This is a genomic window from Paraplanobispora siamensis (genome assembly GCF_016863175.1).
In the GTDB taxonomy this organism is placed as follows: Bacteria; Actinomycetota; Actinomycetes; order Streptosporangiales; family Streptosporangiaceae; genus Planobispora; species Planobispora siamensis.
The window spans coordinates 30,164-46,767 of record NZ_BOOJ01000071.1 but is presented as its reverse complement, the minus strand read 5'-3'; the positions used below and the strand labels follow the sequence as shown (position 1 = coordinate 46,767).

The 16,604-nt window shown below is 72.5% G+C and carries 17 protein-coding genes; 4 read left to right on the top strand and 13 right to left on the bottom strand.

Features of this window, described 5'->3' with window-relative positions; all coding sequences use genetic code 11:
* Positions 1 to 17: 17 nt before the first annotated feature.
* The 4 genes from Psi01_RS37065 to fabG are packed head-to-tail and all read right to left on the bottom strand — an operon-like array spanning position 18 to position 2,656.
* A complete protein-coding gene (locus tag Psi01_RS37065) occupies positions 18 to 1,085 on the bottom strand; it encodes an aminomethyl transferase family protein (protein ID WP_239128306.1) in 1,068 nt (355 codons plus the stop codon).
* A 2-nt stretch (positions 1,086 to 1,087) separates the two neighbouring features.
* Positions 1,088 to 1,600 carry a 3-hydroxyacyl-ACP dehydratase FabZ gene (gene fabZ, locus Psi01_RS37060; protein WP_239128305.1) on the bottom strand — a complete coding sequence of 171 codons (513 nt, stop codon included), beginning with the start codon at positions 1,598 to 1,600 and terminating at the stop codon, positions 1,088 to 1,090.
* Complete coding sequence (locus Psi01_RS37055; protein WP_184939121.1) at positions 1,597 to 1,890, bottom strand: acyl carrier protein; 294 nt, start codon at positions 1,888 to 1,890, stop codon at positions 1,597 to 1,599. Before Psi01_RS37055 ends, fabZ begins: the two co-directional genes overlap by 4 nt.
* Before the next feature lie 16 nt (positions 1,891 to 1,906).
* Entirely contained in the window at positions 1,907 to 2,656 is a 750-nt protein-coding gene (gene fabG, locus Psi01_RS37050) for a 3-oxoacyl-ACP reductase FabG (protein WP_204068838.1), read from the bottom strand.
* A gap of 143 nt (positions 2,657 to 2,799) precedes the next feature.
* On the opposite strand from fabG, the gene Psi01_RS37045 reads away from it, so the two are divergent.
* Entirely contained in the window at positions 2,800 to 4,401 is a 1,602-nt protein-coding gene (locus Psi01_RS37045; protein ID WP_204068837.1) for an FAD-dependent monooxygenase, read from the top strand.
* A gap of 51 nt (positions 4,402 to 4,452) precedes the next feature.
* Here Psi01_RS37045 and Psi01_RS37040 read toward each other — a convergent pair whose 3' ends face one another.
* Positions 4,453 to 5,883, bottom strand: coding sequence for an AfsR/SARP family transcriptional regulator (locus Psi01_RS37040; RefSeq protein ID WP_204068836.1), 1,431 nt, complete (start codon positions 5,881 to 5,883; stop codon positions 4,453 to 4,455).
* On the bottom strand, positions 5,883 to 7,061 hold the full coding sequence (locus Psi01_RS37035) for a macrolide family glycosyltransferase (protein WP_204068835.1): 1,179 nt from the start codon (positions 7,059 to 7,061) through the stop codon (positions 5,883 to 5,885). Before Psi01_RS37035 ends, Psi01_RS37040 begins: the two co-directional genes overlap by 1 nt.
* A gap of 187 nt (positions 7,062 to 7,248) precedes the next feature.
* Between Psi01_RS37035 and Psi01_RS37030 the strand changes: the two genes are divergently transcribed.
* Positions 7,249 to 8,349 carry a DegT/DnrJ/EryC1/StrS family aminotransferase gene (locus Psi01_RS37030; RefSeq protein WP_204068834.1) on the top strand — a complete coding sequence of 367 codons (1,101 nt, stop codon included), beginning with the start codon at positions 7,249 to 7,251 and terminating at the stop codon, positions 8,347 to 8,349.
* A 1-nt stretch (position 8,350) separates the two neighbouring features.
* Here the strand turns inward: Psi01_RS37030 and Psi01_RS37025 are convergent, their stop codons facing one another.
* The 3 genes from Psi01_RS37025 to Psi01_RS37015 are packed head-to-tail and all read right to left on the bottom strand — an operon-like array spanning position 8,351 to position 10,747.
* Positions 8,351 to 8,914, bottom strand: coding sequence for a dTDP-4-dehydrorhamnose 3,5-epimerase family protein (locus tag Psi01_RS37025; protein WP_204068833.1), 564 nt, complete (start codon positions 8,912 to 8,914; stop codon positions 8,351 to 8,353).
* A 1-nt stretch (position 8,915) separates the two neighbouring features.
* Positions 8,916 to 10,136, bottom strand: a complete 1,221-nt coding sequence (locus Psi01_RS37020; RefSeq protein ID WP_204068832.1) for a class I SAM-dependent methyltransferase — start codon at positions 10,134 to 10,136, stop codon at positions 8,916 to 8,918.
* Positions 10,137 to 10,147: 11 nt separating this feature from the next.
* Positions 10,148 to 10,747 carry a DUF1707 SHOCT-like domain-containing protein gene (locus Psi01_RS37015; RefSeq protein WP_204068831.1) on the bottom strand — a complete coding sequence of 200 codons (600 nt, stop codon included), beginning with the start codon at positions 10,745 to 10,747 and terminating at the stop codon, positions 10,148 to 10,150.
* Positions 10,748 to 10,910: 163 nt separating this feature from the next.
* Between Psi01_RS37015 and Psi01_RS37010 the strand changes: the two genes are divergently transcribed.
* Entirely contained in the window at positions 10,911 to 12,281 is a 1,371-nt protein-coding gene (locus Psi01_RS37010; RefSeq protein ID WP_204068830.1) for an NDP-hexose 2,3-dehydratase family protein, read from the top strand.
* On the opposite strand, the gene Psi01_RS37005 is transcribed toward Psi01_RS37010, so the two are convergent.
* Both Psi01_RS37005 and Psi01_RS37000 read right to left on the bottom strand, forming a co-directional pair.
* Positions 12,262 to 13,095, bottom strand: coding sequence for a TIGR03621 family F420-dependent LLM class oxidoreductase (locus Psi01_RS37005; RefSeq protein ID WP_204068829.1), 834 nt, complete (start codon positions 13,093 to 13,095; stop codon positions 12,262 to 12,264). The genes Psi01_RS37010 and Psi01_RS37005 overlap by 20 nt on opposite strands.
* Positions 13,092 to 13,778 carry a 4'-phosphopantetheinyl transferase family protein gene (locus Psi01_RS37000; RefSeq protein ID WP_239128304.1) on the bottom strand — a complete coding sequence of 229 codons (687 nt, stop codon included), beginning with the start codon at positions 13,776 to 13,778 and terminating at the stop codon, positions 13,092 to 13,094. Before Psi01_RS37000 ends, Psi01_RS37005 begins: the two co-directional genes overlap by 4 nt.
* A 268-nt stretch (positions 13,779 to 14,046) precedes the next feature.
* Here Psi01_RS37000 and Psi01_RS36995 point away from each other — a divergent pair, with 268 nt between their 5' ends.
* Positions 14,047 to 15,030 (top strand): aldo/keto reductase, encoded by a 984-nt coding sequence (locus Psi01_RS36995; RefSeq protein ID WP_204068827.1) that lies wholly within the window; start codon positions 14,047 to 14,049, stop codon positions 15,028 to 15,030.
* A 17-nt stretch (positions 15,031 to 15,047) separates the two neighbouring features.
* Here the strand turns inward: Psi01_RS36995 and Psi01_RS36990 are convergent, their stop codons facing one another.
* Entirely contained in the window at positions 15,048 to 15,716 is a 669-nt protein-coding gene (locus tag Psi01_RS36990; RefSeq protein ID WP_204068826.1) for a response regulator, read from the bottom strand.
* The gene (locus Psi01_RS36985; RefSeq protein ID WP_204068825.1) at positions 15,697 to 16,485 is read right to left on the bottom strand and encodes a sensor histidine kinase; all 789 of its coding nucleotides are present in this window, start codon (positions 16,483 to 16,485) and stop codon (positions 15,697 to 15,699) included. The genes Psi01_RS36990 and Psi01_RS36985 overlap by 20 nt, the downstream gene beginning before the upstream one ends.
* Positions 16,486 to 16,604: the final 119 nt, after the last annotated feature.

The following is a 16,604-nucleotide window of genomic DNA, read 5'->3' as shown; positions in this document are numbered from 1 at the left end:
ACTCGGCACCGGCCCGATCAGATGATCGGGATGCTCCAGCTTTTGGGCACGACGTAGGGGCTGGTCAGCGTGGTCACGGGCAGACCGCCGACGGTGAGCTCCAGCCCCGCCGCGGCCAGGTCCTCCGTCACCCGGGCCAGACCGAGGGTGGCGTCGAGGCCGACGCTGTGCACGGCGTAGACCACCTCGCCGATGTCCTGGCCGGCCGCCTGCACGCGGGTGCCCAGGGCGGGGACGCCGGGGCAGCCGGTGAAGCCGACCGTGCGCCGCCCGCCGCCGGCCTCGAACGCCTCGACGACCGCGTCTTTGCCGACGAAGTCGTCCTTGGTGATGTCCACCAGCCAGTTGGCGCCGATCTCGATGACCGACGCGCCGGGGGTGACCTCGTGGCGCGGGATGGGCTGGCGCACCTCCAGCATGGCCAGCTCCAGCGCCTCCACCCCCGCCGCCTGCGCGTGCTCCAGCGACCTGCGCCACAGGGCGGCGGCGGACTCGATGGGGACGATCATCTGGTAGCCGTACTCGCCGGTCAGACCGGTGCGGGCGAAGACGATCTCCACGTCGTCCCAGGCGGTGTCCACCACCGACTCGAACGGCAGCGAGGCCAGCTCCGCGTCGATCAGCCGCCCCACCACGCCCCACGCGTAGGGGCCCTCCAGCCCGATGACGGTCAGGTCGCCGGAGCGGTCGGTGATCTGGACGTCGTCGTCGGCCACCCGGGCCAGCAGGTGCTCCAGGAGCCGGGTGCCCGCGCCGCAGGAGCTCTCCAGCAGCAGCCCGTCCTCCCGGCCGAAGGCGAGGACCTGGTCCACGACCTGCCCGGACTCGTCCAGGACGAGGCTCATCATGCAGCGGTCGGAGGTGAGGTACTCCACGTCGCGGGCCAGCACGCGCTGCGCGAAGTCGACGCCGTCGGCTCCGGTGATCTGGATGAGGCCGTGCCCTCCGAGGTCCAGGACCGCGGCGCGGTTTCTGAGCACGCGGTACTCCTCCGCGAGTGAGGAGAAACGCAGCGGCACGGTGGCGTCGCCCACCTGGCCGTACGCCGTGTCCTCCGGATGCTCGGTCGCGAGGACGGTTGCCATGATCACACCTTTCGCACGGTACGTTGTGACGCCGGATCGGCGATCGTGAGGTTTCCTTCGGCGGCGATCTGGCCGTCCACCCGCGCCGACACGCGGAACTCGGCGAACCCGCCGCCGCCCGCGGTCCGCTCGGCGGTCAGGGTGACCTGGTCGCCGGGGACGATCGGGCGGCGGAACCGCATCGACCTGACCCCCGCCAGGTAGCTGATCTCACTGGCCCCGGCCAGGGCGAAGACCACCCCGCTGAGCTGCGCCATGGCCTCGACGATCACGACGCCGGGCAGCACCGCCTCGGAGGGGAAGTGTCCCTGGAACCACAGTTCGGTCCCGGCCACGTTCTTGGTGGCCGTGCCCTTGACGCCGGGCACCACGGAGCCGACCCGGTCGAGCAGCAGCATCGGCCACCGGTGCGGCAGCACCTGCCGTACCTGGTCGTGGGAGAGCTGCACGGGTGCCGGCGCCCTTCCCGGCGGCGCCTGCGCCGTCACCGGCGGCACCTCTTCGGTGGCCGTCATGCGGAGACCGCCCGCAGCGCCGGGTCGACCTCTTCGGCCAGCCGCGACACCGAGCCGAACACCGCCATGTCGCTGTCGTAGAGGGCCACGCCGAACTCGGCCTCGATGGCCACGTACAGTTCGAGCACGTCGAGACTGTCCAGTTCGAGCCCGCGGCCGAACAGCGGCTGGTCGTCGGTGATCCAGTCGGGATCGATCTCCAGGTCGAGCCGGGAGACGATCATCTTCTTGATCTGGGAGCACGTCTGCTGCCGAGCCGCGGCCCTGGCGCGGAGTTCGTCCATGGTCATGGTTGTTCCTTCTTGCTCAGCCGAGGCCGCCGCCGTGCGCGACCACCACGGATCCGGACATGTACGACGCCTTGGGCGAGGCCAGGAAGCTCACGATGGACGCGATCTCCTCGGGACGGCCCATGCGGCCCAGGCGGATGCGGGACTCGTACTGCTTCTTGAGGTCCGCGGGGACCTTGCGCGTCATGTCGGTGGCCACGAAACCGGGGCACACGACGTTGGCCCGCACGCCATGGGGGGCCGCCTCGTTCGACAGCGCGTGGGTGAAGGCGACGATCGCGCCCTTGGAGGCCACGTAGTTGGTCTGGCCGGGGAAGCCGCCGTCGAGCCCGCTGGAGGACGACAGCGTCACGATGGAGCCGCTGCGCTGGTGCTGCATCAGCCGCAGCGCCTCCCGGCAGGCCAGGAAGGTGCCGACCAGGTTGGTCTCGACCGGCGCGCGGAACTGCTCCAGCCCCATCGCCACCAGGTAGCGATCGGAGGTGATGCCGGCGCTGGTCACCAGCACGTCGAGGCGGCCGTGCTCGGTGCGCACGGCGCGGAACATGGCGCGTACGGCCTCCTCGTCGGTGACGTCCGCCTGGACGGCCGTCGCGCGGCCGCCCTCCTCCTCGATCCGGGCGACGACCTCCTTGGCGTCGTGCTCGGAGCGGGCGTAGTTGACGATGACGGTGGCGCCCTCGCGGGCCAGGTCGAGCGCGACGGCCCGGCCGATTCCGCGTGACCCGCCGGTCACCAGCGCCACGGCGCCCTGTGCAAACAGCATCACGGTCTCCAGGAATTCGACAATCGCCGGATTGACTTATCTGGATCTTCCATGAATAAAGCTACCGAGGCGGTGTATCACGCCTGTATCACGCGGTTATCTCCGCATTGACCGAACAATGGAGCTGCGTAACGCTGATTCTCATGAAAGAGCTCGATGTCGAAGTTTTAGTGGTAGGCGGCGGCCCGGTGGGACTCTGCGCCGCCATTGAGCTCTCCCGGCACGGAATATCGACCCTGCTCGTGGAGCGCCGCTCCGGCACGTCGATTTTCCCCAAGGCGCGGCTCGTCACCACCAGGACCATGGAGCTCTTGCGCGCGTGGGGCCTCCAGGAGGAGGTGGAGAGCGCGGGGATGCCGCGCGAGCAGTACCTCGCGGTGGGCGTGGGCAGCTCGCTCACGGCCGGCGACTTCGTCCGCGCCTCGGCCGAGCTGGAGCGCGACGCCCCGCAGAGCCCGACGTACACGCACCTGTGCGCGCAGGACGTGCTGGAGGTGATCCTGCGCCGGCTCGCCGGGTCACTGGCCGACGTGCGCTTCGGCACCGCCATGACCCGCATGACGGTGACCGGCTCCGGCGTCGAGGCGCTGGTCGAGGGCGTGGAGCCGGTGCTGGTGCGCTGCCGCTACCTGGTGGCCGCCGACGGCAGCCGCAGCGGGATCCGCGAGTCGCTGGGCATCGCCGCCGAGGGCCCGCCGCCGCTCGGTCACATGATCAGCATCATGTTCGAGGCCGACCTGGGCTTCCTGCCCGCCGAGCGCCGGGCCGCCCTGTCGTTCCTGACCGACCCGCCGTGCGCCGTGGAGGCCGTGGACCACCGGTTGCGCTGGATGGTGCAGACCGGTTACGACCCCGCGCGGGGCGGCGGCCCCGAGGACTTCACCGAGGAGGTGTGCCTGCGCGCCGTGCGGGCCGCCGTGGGGGTGCCCGACCTGCCGGTCACGCTCCTGGGCGTCATGCCGTGGCTGCAGCAGGCGAACCTCGCCACCGCCTTCCGCGCGGGCCCGGTCTTCCTGGCCGGCGACGCCGCCCACGTCGCGACCCCGCAGGGCGGTTTCGGCATGAACTGCGGCATCCAGGACGCCCACAACCTGGCCTGGAAGCTGGCCGCCGTCCTGCGCGGGCAGGCGGGCGAGAGGTTGCTGGACACCTACGAGACCGAACGCCGCCCGATCGCCGCCCGCACGGTGCAGGAGAGCCTGACCAACGCCCGGATCACCTGGGAGATGATGGAGGGCCGGCTGTCCATGGCCGAGGCCATCCGGCGGCAGGCGGACCGGCGCAGCTCGGAGGGCCTGGTCCTGGGCCATCACTACGACTCGGACGGCGTCGTCCCCGACGGCACGGCGCCCCCGGCGGCGCAGGATCCCTACCGCGACTACGTCCCCACGGCCCGCCCCGGCCACCGCGCCCCTCACGTGTGGCTGACCTGCGGGGACGGCCGGGTCTCCACCCTCGACCTCCTCGGCCCGCACTTCACGCTGCTGACGCCGGCGGGCAGCGGCTGGCTCCAGGCGGCGGCCGGCCTCCCGGTGCGCGCGGCGGAGATCGCCGAGGCCGAGACGGACGGGGCCGCCGCCCCCAGCTGGGTCTCCCCCACCTGGGCCAAGGAGTACGGGCTCGGTCCGCGCGGCGCGGTCCTCGTCCGCCCCGACGGCCACGTGGCCTGGCGAGTCCGCGAGGACACCCCCTCCCCCGGCGCTCTGGAGACGGTCCTGGCCACCGTCCTCGCAAGGCACCGCTGAACCCCGGCCCTCACCGGCCCTCACCGGCTCTCACCGGCTCTCACCGGCTCTCTAGGCCGGGATCACGTCGTGGATCACGTCGTGGCGGAGGCGGGCGGCCGCCAACCGCAGCGAGAGGGGGTCTCCGCAGGAGGTGGCCACGAGCTCGCGCACCTCCTGCGCGGAGGCGGCCCCGGCCAGCAGGCCGACGAGCTCCCGCGCCGCGTCCTCGGGCAGCGGCCGCAGGAACAGGCGGTGCGCGCCCTGCCGGGCCACCAGGTCGTCCAGGGGGTCCTCGGCGGTGACGAGCACGCGGCAGTGCGCGCCGCCCGGCAGCAGGGCCAGCACCTGGTCGCTGTCACGGGCGTTGTCCAGCACCACCAGCACCCTGCGCCGGGCGGTGCAGCTCCGGTAGAGCGCGAGCTTCTCCTCGGAACCGCCGGGGAGGTCCTGGGCGGGCACGCCCAGCGCGCGCAGGAACCGGTCGAGCACGGCGTCCGGGTCGGCGCCGGTCAGGTCGGCGTAGAGCTGCCCGTCGGGGAAGCCGTCCAGCCGGGCGTGGGCCCAGCGCACCGCCAGCGTGGTCTTCCCCACCCCGCCGCGGCCGCTGATGACCACGGTGGCCGGCGCGGCGTCCCTGAGCAGGGCGGCGTCCAGCGCGGCCAGTTCCTCCTGCCGTCCCACGAACGGCAGCACCTGCGGCGGCAGCTGACAGGGCGGCATCACCGTGACGGGCCGGGGGGCGGAGACGCCGGGCCGCATCAGCGCGGACTCGTCCCTGAGGATCTGCTCGTGCAGCCGCCGCAGCGTCGGGCCCGGTTCGAGGCCGATCTGTTCCAGCAGGTGGCGGCGCGTCCTCTGGTAGGTGCGCAGCGCCTCGGCCCGCTGCCCCGCGCGGTACTGGGCCAGCATGAGCTGGGCCCGCACCCGCTCGCGGAGCGGTGACTCGGCCACCAGCGCCACGAGCTCGGGGATCACCTGGTGGTGACGTCCCAGCTCGATCTCCAGCTCCAGGCAGGTCTCCAGCGCCTCCAGCCGCGACTCCTCCATCCGCGCCACGTCGTACTGCAGCCCCCGGATGTCCTCGAACGGCCTGCCCCGCCACAGTGCCAGCGCCTCCCGCAGCAGCAGGACGGCCGCCTCGGCCGAGCCCAGCTCGACCAGCGTGCGCGACCTGTCGACCATGGAGGTGAACCTGAGCCAGTCGATGCTGCCGGGCGCTGCCCGCAGCAGGTAACCGGGGCTGGAGGTCTCGATGACCCCGGCCCCCAGCGTACGGCGCAGCCGCGACACGCAGATGGCCACCTGCCGCCACGCGCTCGACGGCGCGGACCCGGCCCACACGGCCTCGATCAGCCGTTCCACGCTCATCACCCGGTTGGCGTTGAGCAGCAGACCGGCCAGGATGACCAGCTCCCGGTTGGCGCTCATGAACAGCTCGTCGCCGCCCCTGATCACCTTGACCGGGCCGAGCACGCGGAACTGCAAAGCGGAGGTCTCCATCACACCGTCTCTCTCGCCAGGAGGCGTTCGAGCACGTCGGCGGCCCGCGACGTGCCGCCCGAGTCGTTGATCTCGGCTCGCACGGCCTCGGCGGCCCGGCGTACGCCGGGGTCGCCCGCGACGGCGAGCACCTGCTCGGCCACCAGCGCGGGGGTCAGCCGCGCGGGGTCCAGGGCGACGCCCAGGCCCAGTTCCCCGATCCGCCGGGCGGGCGGCCCGTCCATGGCGGTGGTCGGCACCACGACCAGCGGGCAGCCCTGGGACAGCGCCTCCATGGAGGTGCCCATGCCGCCGTGGGTGACCGCCGCGGACGCGTGCCGCAGCACGCTCAGGTGCGACACCCGGCGGCGCGGCTCGACGGTGGGCGGCAGCGGCCCGAGGTCGGCCGGGTCGAGGCCGTCCGCCAGCGTGACCACGGTGCGCCAGGGCAGCTCGGCGAGCCCCTGGGCGCAGGTGCGCAGCAGCTCGGGGCGGGTGGTGGCCACGCTCCCGAACGACAGCAGCGCCACCGGCAGCCCGTCGCCCGGCGGTTCCCATTCGGCCAGGAACCGCCGCTCCCCCAGGCAGGGGCCGACGAAGGCGAACCGGTCGTCGAAGGTCTCCCCCGCGAACTGGAACGATCGCGGCAGCGTCACGACGTTGCAGTCCTGGACCTCCCACCACAGCTCGGCGGGGTCGTCGTGAACGCCGTGCCGGCGGGCCAGGGCGCCGATGCGGCCGAGCATGCCGTCGATCCAGCCGGGCAGCTCGCGGTCGAGCCGGCCGCCGTCCTCGCCCTCGTAGGTGGAGGCCAGGACGGAGTAGTGGGCGTTGGAGGCGAAGATCGGGACGAGCTGGGCGGCGGGGATCTTCTCGCGCCTGGCCAGGATGCGGCCGGCGTGCAGGACGGAGATGTCGTACGCGATCGCGCCGGGCCGTTCCGGCAGGCGCTCGAGCGCGCCGAGCATGGCCTCGCTCTCCTCCAGCAGGAGCGAGAGCAGGCGCAGGGGGTCGTCCTCCCGTTCGCGCGAGCCGATCCGCGCGTACGGCGAGTCGTAGGTGACGGCCGCCGCCCCCGCCTCGCGCACGAGGGCGGCGGTGCTCTCCGCCGTGAGATAGGTGACGCGATTACCCCGTCGCGTCAATTCGGCGACCACGGCCAGCGTGGGAATGACGTGACCGTGGTCGGGATGACACATAAAAAGACAATGCCCCGTCATGTGAAAGTCTTTCGGTTCATTAGCACTGCCGGTTCATTAGCACTGTCACTCACCGCCCACGGTAGGGAGCGCGGGTATCGAACGTCATCCCCTATCCGTCCCCTCAACCGCGCCGCCCTTTTCTAGGGGTTTCGCCGCCGCGGGAGGCCACGTTTTACTCGGGGCCATGCCCACCCATGTCTGGGACTATCTTCCCGAATACGCGACCGAACGCGCCGACATCATGGACGCCGTGGAGACCGTGTTCCGCTCCGGCCGGCTCGTCCTCGGTGAGAGCGTGCGCTCCTTCGAGGAGGAGTTCGCCGCCTACCACGGCGTGCGCCACTGCGCGGGCGTGGACAACGGCACCAACGCCATCAAGCTCGCCCTGCAGGCCCTGGGCGTCGGGCCGGGCGACGAGGTGATCACCGTGTCGAACACGGCCGCGCCGACGGTGGTGGCCATCGACGCCGTGGGCGCCACACCGGTCTTCACCGACGTGCGCCCCGACACCTACCTGATGGACGTCTCGCAGGCCGAGGCCGCGATCACGCCGCGCACCCGCTGCCTGCTGCCGGTCCACCTGTACGGCCAGTGCGTGGACATGGCCCCGCTGGAGCGGCTGGCCCAGGCACACGACCTGGTGATCCTGGAGGACTGCGCGCAGGCCCACGGCGCCCGCCACCGCGGCCGGGTCGCCGGGTCGATGGGCCGGGCGGCGGCCTTCTCGTTCTACCCGACCAAGGTGCTGGGCGCGTACGGCGACGGCGGCGCGGTCCTCACCTCCGACGACGAGGTGGACCGGGCGCTGCGGCGGCTGCGCTACTACGGCATGGAGGAGACGTACTACGTCGTGCGCACGCCCGGGCACAACGCGCGCCTGGACGAGGTGCAGGCGGAGATCCTGCGCCGCAAGCTCACCCGCCTCGACCGGTACGTCGCCGGCCGCCGCGCCGTGGCCGCCCGCTACGCCGAGGCCCTGGCCGGCACCGACCTCGTGCTCCCCGCGACCGGGGACGGCAACGAGCACGTCTACTACCTGTACGTGGTCCGCCACCCCCGCAGGGACGCGATCATCGAGGCGCTGCGCGCCCACGACATCCATCTCAACATCAGTTATCCGTGGCCGGTGCACACCATGTCCGGTTTCGCCCACCTGGGCCTGGGCCCGGGCAGCCTGCCGGTGACCGAGGCCGCGGCCAGGGAGATCTTCTCGCTGCCGATGTACCCCTCGCTCCCCGCCGGGCTCCAGGAGAAGATCATCGTCGCTCTGCGCGACCTCCTGTGAGTCAGTAGCGGGGCAGCAGGTCGCGGGCCGCCGCCTCGGCCAGCGTGGGCGCCCGCCGGTCGCGTTCCGACAGCAGCGGGGACTCGACCGGCAGGGGCAGCCCCAGCTCGCGGTCGAAGTACGACAGCGCGAGCTCGTGCTCCCTGCGGTACTCCTCCGACAGCAGATAGCACATCACCGTGCCGTCCTCCAGCGCGGCGAACGCGTGCCCGACCCCGGGCGGCAGATAGACCGCCTCCCCGCCGCCGCCGCTCAGCTCCACCGTCTCCCACCGCCCGAACGTGGGCGAGCCCGCCCGCAGGTCCACGGCGACGTCCACGGCCCGCCCCGCCGCGCAGTAGACGTACTTGGCGGTGCCGGGCGGCGTCAGCGTGTAGTGGACGCCGCGCACCACGCCGCGCCGGGACACGCTCCTGCTGGCCTGCGCCACGGGGAACAGCGGCCGCCCCACCGCCGCGGCGAACACGCTCTCCTGGTACGGGGAGGCGAAGTCGCCGCGGGCGTCGGGGAAGACCTCGGGGACGAACGCGTACGCGCCCGTCACGGCCAGCTCGCGGTACTCCATGTCAGGCCCGCACCGAGTGGACCTCGGGCACGTACAGGATCCACGCGCCCCCCGCCCGGCCGAAGCCGGTCTCCTTGGCCATGATCTCCTCGGCGTGGTTCCACGCGAGCAGCAGGGCGTAGTCGGGGTACGGGTCGGCGAACGCCTCGGGGCCGCGTACGGGGATGTGCGAGCCGGGCGTGAGCCTGCCCTGCTTGGCGGGGGTGGTGTCGACGACGAGGGACACCAGCTCGGGGCCGATGCCGCAGTAGTTGAGCACGGTGGCGCTCTTGGCGGTGGCGCCGTAGCCGTACACGCGGGCGCCCTGCTCGCGCAGCGAGGTGAGCAGCCCCACCAGGCGGTCGCGGTTGCGCGCCACGCGGGCCGCGAAGCCGCGCAGCGTCGCCGGCTCGGAGAGCGCCGCGGCCTCCTCGGCGGCCAGCAGTCCGGCCACGGCGGGGGTCGGCGTGCGGGCGCCGCGCCGCGCCAGCGTGTAGCGGACCTCGCCGCCGTGCACGGGCAGCCGCTCCACGTCCACGAGCTCGAAGCCGTGCCGCGACGCCATGGCGCGGACGGAGGCGGCGGTGAAGAAGTAGAAGTGCTCGTCGTAGATCTGGTCGAAGGAGGCGCGCTCGACGATGTCGCCGAGGTACGGGTCCTCGAAGACGAACACGCCGCCGGGCCGCAGCAGCGTGTCCACGCCCGCCATGATCGAGTCCAGGTAGGGGATGTGGCACAGCGTGTTGGCCGCGTAGATCACGTCTGCGGGCCCGTCCTCGGCCAGTACGGCGGCGGCCGTGGCGGCCTCGAAGAAGTCCTTGCGCACGCGCACGCCCTTGGCCGCGGCCAGGTCGGCGACCCCGCCGGACGGCTCCACGCCCAGGTGCCGCACGCCCGCGTCGGCGACGACCGACAGCATGGCGCCGTCGTTGCACCCCAGCTCCACCACGAACGGGTCGGGGCCGGCCAGCTCGGTGGCCAGCAGCCGCTTGGCCAGGCTCCCGAAGTGCTCGCGCATCACCGACGACCCGGACGACAGGTACGGGTAGCCCGCGTGGAACATGCGCTCACGCGGCACCTCGTGCAGCAGCTGCGCCATCGAGCAGCTCTCGCAGACGCCGACGGCCAGGTGGAAGAAGAACTCCTCGCCCGGGTCGCCCGGGACGACGAAGGCGTCGGAGAGCGGCTGCCTGCCGAAGTCGGCGAAGGGATGGAGACGACCCGAACAGATCCGGCACGCCATTGCGATCCTCCTCAGGTTGCGGCCCGGTGGTACCTCACCCACACGTCGCCCGTCTGCACGTAGCCGGTCAGGCGCACGGTGACGCCGTCGGTCGCGAGCGGCCCGGGCGGGCGGTTGTGGACGGCGCCCAGCCAGCGGCGTACGACCTCGTCGTCGCGGACCCGCCACCCCCGGGGGACCAGCACGGTGATGTCGCCGAACCACGAGGTGATCTCGACGTCGAGCACGACCTCGGGGTGCGGGCAGTGCGCGCGGGTGAAGTCGACCCGCACCTTGCCCCACCGGCCCGCCTTGGCGCTCATGACCCGCGGCACGGACCACCGCCCCGTCTGCTCGATCCGGCCGCTGCCGGTGTGGAGCTGGAGCTCGGCCGCGCCGGGCGACAGCACGGGCGGCCGCGCCGTCGGCACGGACGTGATCGGCTCGCCGGAACGCGGCAGGTCGACGATCACATCGTCCAGCTCGCCCAGCGTCCTGGCGGTGTAGGCGCGGTCGACCCGCTCCTCCAGCTCCTCCAGAGTGATGCGCCCCTCGGCGACCGCGACGCGGAGCATCTCGGCCACCCGCTCGCGGTCGTGGTCACTCGCCCGCACTTCCCGATGATCGGTCATGGCGTCCACAGTAAAAGGCTATGAACGGCCCCCCGGGCCGCAGAACCCCTAAGCAGGTGACAGGGGAAGAAGCCGTTCCGACTAGGGGTTGAGCGCGCGTCCGGACGATGACAGGTTCGGCGGCATCGGACCGCCGCACTTGATCGACGGATCGGAGCGCCGCATGGATTCCGTCATCGACGTCCACGACTGGCTGGAGGAGATCGCCGGGCACACGTTCATGCGGACGACCCGGCTGCCGCTGGAGGAGCTGTCCGGCTGGCGCGAGGACCCGGCCACGGGCAACCTGCACCACGCCCGCGGCGGGTTCTTCACGGTCGAGGGGCTGGAGGTGAGCCGCCCGGGCTGGGCGGTGCCGGACTGGAGCCAGCCGATCATCAACCAGCCGGAGGCGGGCATCCTCGGCATCCTGCTGCGCCGCGTGGGCGGCGTCCCGTACGTGCTCATGCAGGCCAAGAACGAGCCGGGCAACCCCGGGGGGCCGCAGCTCTCCCCGACCGTGCAGGCCACCAGGAGCAACTACCTGCGGGTGCACAACGGGCGGGCGGTGCCGTACCTGGAGCACTTCCGCGGGCCGCAGGGAAGGGTGCTGGCCGACGTGCGGCAGTCGGAGCAGGGCGCCTGGTTCTACCGCAAGCGCAACAGGAACATGGTCGTGGAGGTGGACGGCGGGGTCGAGGCGGCGACGGGGTTCCGGTGGCTGCCGCTGCGCCGCGTGCGCGAGCTGCTGTCCGTGCCCGATCTGGTCAACATGGACGCCCGCACGGTGCTGGCCTGCCTGCCCGTCCAGGAGGGCGCCGACGAGGGCGAGGGCGAGTTCGGGGCGGCGGTGGCGCGCTCGCGCGACCGGCGCCGGGGTGCGTTGCACGGCACTCCGGAGATCCTGAGCTGGCTCAGCGGCATCCGGTCCACCACCGACGTGCACGCCCGGCCGGTGCCGCTGAACCGGGTGGGCCGGTGGCGGCGGGCCGAGGGCCGCATCTCGCACGAGACGGGCCGCTTCTTCGACGTGATCGGCGTACGGGTGGAGGCCGGCGGCCGCGAGGTGAACGCCTGGAGCCAGCCGATGATCGCGCCCGTCGGGACGGGCGTGGTGGCCTTCCTGGTGCGCCGCGTCGAGGGCGTGGTGCACGCGCTGGTCCACGCCCGTGTCGAGCCCGGCTACACCGACGTGGTGGAGCTGGCCCCGACCGTGCAGTGCACGCCGGGCAACTACGACCACCTGCCGCCGGGGGCCCGGCCGCCGCTGCTGGCCGAAGTGCTGGACGCGCCGCCGGAGCGGGTGCTGTTCGACACCGTGCTGTCGGAGGAGGGCGGCCGTTTCTACCACGCCCGCAACCGCTATCTGCTGATCGAGGTGGAGGAGGACCCCCTGCCCGGCCACCCGGCCTTCCGCTGGCTCGCCCTGCACCAGCTCGACGAGCTGCTGCGGCACAGCTACTACCTGAACGTGCAGGCCCGCACGCTGAACGCCTGCCTGCACGGGCTCGCCCGCACCGCTCCGCTGCGGCCGGTCACCGGAGGTGCTCGATGACCTTCCCGAAGTCCTCCATCGCCGAGTCCATCACCGTGACGTACGAGAACCCGAAGCGCTCCTCGTTGCGGCGCACCTGCTCGGCGATCTGCGCGGGCGCGCCGGCGAAGAGGGTCGGCACCTCCAGCAGCTCCTCGGTGGTCAGGTCGGGGGCGTAACGCCGCAGGCTCTCCACGCCCGCGCGCCGGTCCCGGGTCAGCACCGTGGCCTTGGAGAGCACGTTCAGCTCCGGCCTGCGATCTCCCGCCGCGGTCCTGACGTACTCCACGCGGCGCAGCAGCTCCTCCGCGGTGACCAGCGCGGTCCTGCCGTACTCGGGCCGGTACGGGGCCCCGGTGAAGCTGACGATGTCGGCGCGGTGGGCGGCCAGCCGCAGCACCCGGTCCCCGTGACCGCCGATCATGATGGGCGGGCCCTCGCCGCCCAGGCTCGCCTCCAGCCCGTCGACCAGCTCCTCCAGCCGCGCGGTGCGGGCGGCCGGGTCGAAGGGCAGCCCGGCCGCGGCGAACTCGGCCGCCACGTAGCCGGCGCCGAGCCCCAGCTCCAGGCGGTCGCCGATGAGGGCGGCGGCGGTCGTGACCTCCCTGGCCAGCAGGGCGTGGCGGTGGAAGCTGGCGTTCAGCACGTACGTGCCGATCGTGACGCGCTCGGTGGCCTCGGCCGCCAGCAGCGCCGTCGGGAAGGGCGCGAGCAGGTTGAGGTGGTCGGGCACCGAGATCACGTCGTAGCCGAGCGCCTCGGCGCGGCGGCAGCGGGCCGCCCACGCGTCCCTGGAGGCCCCCTCGGCGATGAGGACCACCCCGAACCTGGTCATGCCGCCGCTCCCTCCGCGGGTCCCCCGGCCCGGGCGGTGGTCACGGCGATCGCGGTCAGCACCAGGCCGTTGCCGGACGTCCAGCGCCCCGCGAACCCGCTCAGCGGCCTGCCCTGCCAGCGCAGCCCGGCCACCAGCAGCCGGGCCTCGAACGTGCCCCGCAGCGGGTCCAGGACGATCACCGCGTCCTGGAAGTCCAGCCAGCGCCAGACCAGCGGATACCACGCCTTGTAGACCGACTCCTTGGCGCTGAACAGGATGCGGTCCCAGCTCGTGCCCGGGTGGTCGGCGGCCAGCCGGCTCAGCATCTGGCGCTCCTGGGGGAGCGAGACGGCCTCCAGCACCCCGGGCGGCAGCGGCTCGTCGGGCTCGGCGTCGATGCCGATGGCGGCGGGCGCCGCGCCGACCGCGGCGGCGCGGTAGCCGGCGCAGTGGGTGATGCTGCCGGCCACGCCGGGCGGCCAGACGGGCTCGCCGTAGACACCGGACAGCACGGGGGCGGCGGGCACGCCCAGGAGTTCCATGGCGCGGTGCACGCAGTGGCGGGCGGTGGTGAACTCTCTGCGCCTTTTCTCCACGGCGTTCCGGACCAGGGCGGCCTCTTCGGGGAAGAGCACGACGCCGGGCGGGTCGGTGAAGGTGTGGAAGGCCACGACAGCGTCAGGAAGGATCTCCTCGATCACCCCGTCCCTCCTCACATCCGTCCTCCATCGCACAGTAGCCAGGCGCGGCATTTCCCGAAAAGGGCTGCGCGGAGTATCAGTGGGCGGTGGTCCGGAAAATAGGGGTGCGGCTAGGGGGCCAATGCGCCCGCCGCCCTCTCCGCTTGTCCCTTCATATGCCTACCATCGCCTGGGGGGCGCGGCGATATCTGTACACCGATTTATGGGGCGCGTTGGTTGACAGAAAAAATCTCCACCCCTTGACTTACCATGTCGAAAATAATGACCGATGCGCGAAGGGGATTTCGTGCGTTACACCAGGTTGGGTCCGGGGGGCCCGGTCGTCTCCGTCGTCGGGCTCGGCACGCTCGCTCTGAGCGGTGCGTACGGGCCGGTCGGGCCCCGCGAGGCCGACCGGCTGGTGCGCAGGGCGCTCGATGCCGGGGTGACGCTGCTCGACACGGCGGACTTCTACGCGGACGGGCAGGTGGAGAGCCTGATCGGGCGGGTGCTCGCCGGACGGGCCGAGGAGGTGGTGGTGTGCACCCGCGGCGGGGTGCGCGTGGGCGGGCCCGGCGACCCGGTCGTGTTCGACGGCCGCCCGCACGAGCTGGAGCGGGCCCTGCACGCCTCGCTCAGGCGCCTGCGCGCCGACTGCGTCGACCTGTTCTACCTCCACTGCCAGGACACCCGGGTGCCCCTGGAGGAGAGCGTCGCGGGGCTGGCCGAGCTGGTGCGCGCGGGCAAGATCCGCCGCCTGGGGCTGTCCGGCGGCATGACCGAGCAGGTTCGCCGCGCGCACGCCGTCCATGCGGTCAGCGCGGTCGGCGTCGAGTACTCCCTGTGGGGGCCGCTCCCCTCCCCCGAGCTGCTGGCCGCCGCCCGCGAGCTGGGCATCGCCGTGATCGCAGCCCGCCCGCTCGGCCGCGGCTTCCTCACCGGCCGGGTCAGGCCGCAGGCCAGGTTCGAGCCGGGCGACTGGCGGCTCGCCGACCCCCGCTTCCACCCCGACCACCGGCGCAGCGGCGCCTCCCGGCTCCAGGAGCTCGAGGCGGCGGCGGCGCAGCTCGACCTGGGAGCCGGGCGGCTCGCACTGAGCTGGCTGCTGTCGCAGGGCGAGCACGTCATCCCCGTGCCGAGCACCCGCGATCCGGTGCATCTGGAGATGAACCTGGCCGCCTCCTCGGTCGAGCTGCCCGCCGAGACCCTCGGCAGGCTGGACGAGCTGTTCCCCGCCGCCCACCACGCCCAGTCGGCCTCACCGCTGCTGTGAGCGGCCGACGGCCGAGGTCAGTCCACCTCGCTCCTGGCCTGGGGCGAGATCAGGGACGTGGCCAGCGCCTTGTTCACCGCGTCGATCCGCGAGACCGCGTTGAGCTTGACGAAGATGTTGCGCAGGTGCCGCTTCACGGTGGCCTCGGCCAGCCCGAGCCGCCGCGCGATCTGCGCGTTGCTCAGCGCCTGCGCCGCCAGCTGCAGCACCTCCAGCTCCTTCTCCGACAGCATCCCGGTGCTCGGCGACTGCACCCTGGCCAGGCTGTGACGCGAGACGGCCAGCACGACCCTGGAGGCGTCCTCGTGCACGCTGTGCACCGCCGCGATCAGCTCGTGCCGGTGCACGCTCTTGAGCAGGTAGCCGCGGATGCCGGCGGACAGCAGCCTGGTGAGGAGCTGCGGGCCGTCGTACATGCTGAGGATGATGATCCGGGTCTCCGGCGAGAGCTTCCTGATGTTGGCGACGGTGTCGGTGACCTCGTCGCCGGGGATCTCGACGTCGAGCAGCACCACGTCGGGGCGGTTCTTCGCGACCACGGCCACCGCCGTCTCGGAGTCGCCGGCCTCGCCGACGATGCGGATGCCGCCGTCGCACTCGAGGATCTCGCGCAGTCCCTCGCGGAACAGCGCGTGATCGTCGACCAGCACCACGGAGATGGCGTCGCTAGGTGTCTCTGCTACCACGGGGCTGCCTCTTCAACGGGATGAACAGCTCGACGAGGCAGCCCTGCCCCACCTCGCTGGTGACGACGACCCGGCCGCCGAGCAGTTCGGCGCGCTCGCGCATGGACGTCATGCCGACCCCGTGGCCGCACGGGGCCGCCGGGTCGAAACCGCGCCCGTTGTCCAGCACCGACGCCGACAGCTCGTGGGGGGCGATGTTCACACGTATCAGGACCATGGGCGGGCTCCCATGGCTGAGGGCGTTGCGCACGCCCTCGCGCACGATGAGGAACGCCTCCTCGCGCACCCACGGCTCGGCCCACGACTCGTCGCCGCTGACGTCGAGCGCGACGGAGACCTCGTCGTCCTCCACCTCCTCCAGGAAGCCCATCAGCGACTTCTCCAGGCTCTTGACCGGCGTCCGCGGGTGCAGCTCGGAGGTGAGCTGCCGCAGGTTCTCCATGGTCTCCTGGATGGCCTGCTGCACCATGCCGATCTTGGCGGAGGCGCGGGCGCTGTCGGACGCGCGGTACGCCTCCGACAGCGCCAGCTGCTGGTGGGCCACGCTGAGGCCGTGGCCGATGCGGTCGTGCAGCTCGCGGGCGATGCGGCGGCGCTCCTCCTCCTGGGCCTCGTGCACCAGGTTGAGCAGGAAGCTGTGGTAGCCGTCGGCGGACTCGCGCACCCGCCGGGACAGACTCTCCTCCAGGCCGGCGACCGCCAGCACGATCAGTTCGGCCGCCGTGCCGCCGTCCGCCTCCGCGGCAATTCCCCTGACCAGGTGACGCAACGCCGCGCGGAAAAAAAGTGAGCTGGCCTCAAGCGAGGCCTTCGGGTGAACGCCGCCGGCCGCCCTGGCGTTTCCGACTTCCCAGGCGTGGAATTTGTACAGCTCACTTATCTGTACCT